Genomic DNA, 3,855 nt, shown 5'->3' with positions numbered 1-3,855 from the left:
AACTTAAATAAAATCCAAACTAACACTTTTAATACCCACATAATAAACCATTTACAGCAATATATTTCCTAATTCTATTTTCATATATTTCTACTTTAGTTAATGATTGAAGATTCTTTTTTGAGAATACATTTTCCTAATACTATTCTTTTCAATGTAATATCGTATTTTTGGAGAAAAATACATTTATGGTCTTTCAATTCAAAATTCAAATTAAAGGAATAACAAAGCCCCCTGTATGGAGAAAAGTTTCTGTACCTGCGAATTTTACATTTCTCAGATTTCATGATGTAATCCAGACCGCTTTTGGATGGGATAATTATCATTTATTCGAGTTCAAGGATAAAGAATGGCAAAGCAATATCCGTATCGCCGTTCCGGTAGAGGATGATTTTTTTGACCCTGATTTCTTTGCAGACACCAAGGACTCTTCAAAAATCAAACTATCCGATATTTTTAAGGATAAATTCCGTAAACTCCTCTATGTCTATGATTTTGGTGATAATTGGGTGCATGAGATAAGCCTCGAGTCAATTAGTGATGATAAACAAAAAACAGCTATATGTCTTTCTGGCAAAGGCGCTTGTCCTCCAGAAGATTGTGGCAGTATATATGGCTATGAAGGGATGAAAGAAGTTTTTGCGACGATGCCTAAAAGCGAAGAGGCGGACGAATACCGCGAGTGGCTCGGTATGGATGAAGGAGAGATGTGGGATAGCGGTGCCTTTGATCTTGAGGAGATAAATATGTATTTAAAACAGGTTTAGCTTGTATGATGGATTTCTCTAAATATCCAAAGGAATTAATCAAAAGCATAGCCGAAGAAATTGATATGGGTATGATTTGTTTCCTTAACACTGACACGTTGGAGGTTGAAAGTGTATTAGGAGAAAGCTACAACGCTTGTGACGATTTTGAGGATTTCTATCAGGAAGTATATGATAAAGTTGACAATTGGGTAAATGTCATCCGTATTGAACCTCTCCAATCATGGCAGTCATTTAAAATCATGGAAGATTTTATTGAAACCTGCATCTCTGATGACGATTCTATAAAAAAACGTTTATGGAATGCCATATCCAAGAGCAAACCATTTCAAAACTTCAAATTTATTATTGATGATAGCCAGTACCGACAATGTTGGTTCGATTTCAAGCAATCCAAACTTGAACAGCTTGTTTTGGCGGAGCTATGTCCTCCTGATATGGAATTATAAAAGGGAGAGCCAGCAAGCATAAGACTTGCTGGTGTGGTAATTGGAAAGTCATACAACTATATTTTTCTTTCCGTTATTCCCTTAACTCCCAAGAATGCGGTTAGACTATCAGAGCCGGATTTCCATCGTTTTGGTGTGTTTCTTTGATTCTCATCTTCCAATGTAGCTAATGCTTTTGATTCCTGTTCAGTTGTAATATCCAGATATATCATTGTAGTATGAAGATTGGCATGACCTAATAAGAAAGATATCTGGACAATATTCATGCCGTCTTCCAACCAATGAGAAGCCTTCGCATGCCTGATTTGGTGTGCGTGCAGATTGAGTGGAACATCTTTGCAGATTCCATGCGCAGTAACTGCATATTTCTTTAATTGCTTGTTTACGCTTTCTGGAGTCATCTTTCCAAAGATCCCTTTGTTCCTTGAGTAGAACACGTATGCATTTAGACTGGGATTAGTCGAATGGAACTCCTCTATGTATTTCTTCAGATGGGCAACCCCTTTAGGAAGAATATATAGAGTTCTAATTTTACGTCCTTTGCCAATAACAGAAATATATGGTTTATCAGTCTCTAAATGCAATTGACTTATTTTCATTGACAAAATCTCATCAATCTTGGCAGCAGTACAATACAATATAATTAAAAGAACCAAATCACGTTGCCCTGTCTTAGTTAATACGTCTGGTGCCGACATCAGAGCTTTGACCGCATCCTTGCTCATACCTGTAACCTTTTTCCGGGCAATCTTTTGTCGTGGAATTAATGTTGCGGATTGGTATAACGACAGACAGGAAACATCTCTGGCCGCCAGATATTTAAGAAATGTCCGCAGTGCAGTCAGGCGTATATTACAGGTTTCCGGACTACAACACCTTTCCTCTTTTAGCCACATTATCCATTCTTCAATATAATCCCGGGAAAAGCATCCGGTACTTAAAGAACAAGGGTTTATTTTCTTTTTTCCTTCCAGGAATCCTACGAAAAGTGATAATGTCGTTGAGTATGTTCTGATAGTATGCGGGCTACTTGATCGGATAGAAGGAGTATGTACATGTAGCCAGTTATGTATATGTTTGGCTAATTCATAAGCATCTTTACTTGCCTTTTTCATTGATTGTGATATTAGGTATTATTTCATTGAATGTATCACTGGTCACCTGTCCCATTATATCAGAAAGTCCAGGCACCAGTGAATAATAATATTTGGTACTCTCCATATCGCTATGCCCCATGCTTTTGCTTAAAGCTAAAAGCTTCATATGCTCGCCAAGCCCTTCACCTATCCAGCCGTTGATATTCTCAATGGCATAATTGTGTCTTAGTTCATAAGCTGTTGCATAGATATTGTTGCTTTGATCCCATAACTTCCTAAAAAAATATCTAATCCATTGGTCAGAAAACCCCTTGCTTGTATCTGCCGGAAAAAAATAGATTCTATTAGGCACAAATTTAGATATAGCAGAATCATATACTCTCATTAGTTCAAGCATGGAATCGTGGAGAACAGTAAAGTGCTGATTGAATCCTTTTGAGAATCTTATATTGATAACTCCATTTTCCAAGTTCACATCTTCTTTCCTGAGTAATCGGGCTTCAGTTGTTCTCATTCCGCTACTGTAAAGAAGCCGAAAAAATACGGGAACTGTTATTTTTCTAATATCCCCATTCATCCCATTTCTGGTGTGTAGGGTATCACAAGCATTGAAAAAAGAAACTAGTTCATTTTCAGTAAACGGGTGCGGTATATAAGTTCTTGGCGCAAGTTTTGGAACGGCGGGAATAGTAACATAAGTAAGTCCTCTTTCCTTGGCATAACGTAGAAAACTAATTATTGGGTATATTCTGGATATACATGAGTTAGTGCATTCAGTTCGCCTCTGTTTGCACCACTGGTCCACCATTTCTTGCTCAAGTTCTTCTGCCTGAGGATATTCCCTTGCACAATAATGGTCAAAGTGAATGATGTTCTTAATATAACTAGTGCTGGTACGACCCGACGCATGTCTGTAAGCGATATAACTTTCCATGATACCAGCCAAAAATGATTGGAATCTCATAGCTGGAAAACCTCCTTTCTCACCGGAAAACGGTCGATGCTCAATGCACATTCTTTCAGGTGGACAAAATCTGCACTCAAGTAAGGTGCAAGTGAGACAGGAGATTGATGCCCTAAAGTGGAACTGATTATAGGTCGTTCCACTCCATAACTTAAAAGGGAGGTAGCCAGGTAATGACGAAAAAGATGCATACCTTTGCGGTCTCCTGGATTTTGCCTTATGCCTGCTTTATTCATAACGGCAATACATATTGCGTTCAGATTGGACGAATGCAATCTTCTGTAAGGGGCATTTATTGTCAGGAATATGGTGTCAGCAGATGACTTGGGTCTCTCTTTAGTAATGTAATCAAATATAGCATTGCCTACTACTGCACGTAATGGGAGTACCAGTGCAGCACCGGTTTTTTGTTGTTTGATACGAATTAAATCGCTTTCCCAGTCAATGGATCTAAAAGTCAGTGAACAAATATCACCACTTCTCATACCCGTGTAAAGTGCCAGCAGGCAGATTGCTTTGTTTTGCAGAGAAAGTGTAGAATCTTCTTCAAGGACTGACTTTATCCGGCTGACCTCCTC

The 3,855-nt window shown here is 38.2% G+C and carries 5 protein-coding genes; 2 read left to right on the top strand and 3 right to left on the bottom strand.

What is annotated here, in order from left to right:
- Window positions 1–170 precede the first annotated feature (170 nt).
- Both M2132_RS11790 and M2132_RS11785 read left to right on the top strand, forming a co-directional pair.
- On the top strand, window positions 171–767 hold the full coding sequence (locus M2132_RS11790; RefSeq protein ID WP_280673798.1) for a plasmid pRiA4b ORF-3 family protein: 597 nt from the start codon (window positions 171–173) through the stop codon (window positions 765–767).
- A 5-nt stretch (window positions 768–772) separates the two neighbouring features.
- Entirely contained in the window at window positions 773–1,216 is a 444-nt protein-coding gene (locus M2132_RS11785; protein ID WP_280673796.1) for a UPF0158 family protein, read from the top strand.
- Window positions 1,217–1,272: 56 nt separating this feature from the next.
- On the opposite strand, the gene M2132_RS11780 is transcribed toward M2132_RS11785, so the two are convergent.
- The 3 genes from M2132_RS11780 to M2132_RS11770 all read right to left on the bottom strand — a co-directional run.
- On the bottom strand, window positions 1,273–2,331 hold the full coding sequence (locus M2132_RS11780; RefSeq protein ID WP_280673794.1) for a tyrosine-type recombinase/integrase: 1,059 nt from the start codon (window positions 2,329–2,331) through the stop codon (window positions 1,273–1,275).
- On the bottom strand, window positions 2,315–3,277 hold the full coding sequence (locus M2132_RS11775; protein WP_280698314.1) for a tyrosine-type recombinase/integrase: 963 nt from the start codon (window positions 3,275–3,277) through the stop codon (window positions 2,315–2,317). Before M2132_RS11775 ends, M2132_RS11780 begins: the two co-directional genes overlap by 17 nt.
- A partial coding sequence (locus M2132_RS11770; protein WP_280673790.1) for a tyrosine-type recombinase/integrase occupies window positions 3,274–3,855 on the bottom strand: 582 nt, incomplete at its 5' end. The genes M2132_RS11775 and M2132_RS11770, both read right to left, overlap by 4 nt.

This window comes from Dysgonomonas sp. PH5-45, from assembly GCF_029893235.1.
Lineage (GTDB): Bacteria > Bacteroidota > Bacteroidia > Bacteroidales > Dysgonomonadaceae > UBA1309.
The sequence above is the reverse complement of the archived record's forward strand: the minus strand, read 5'-3'. Positions and strand labels throughout refer to the sequence as shown.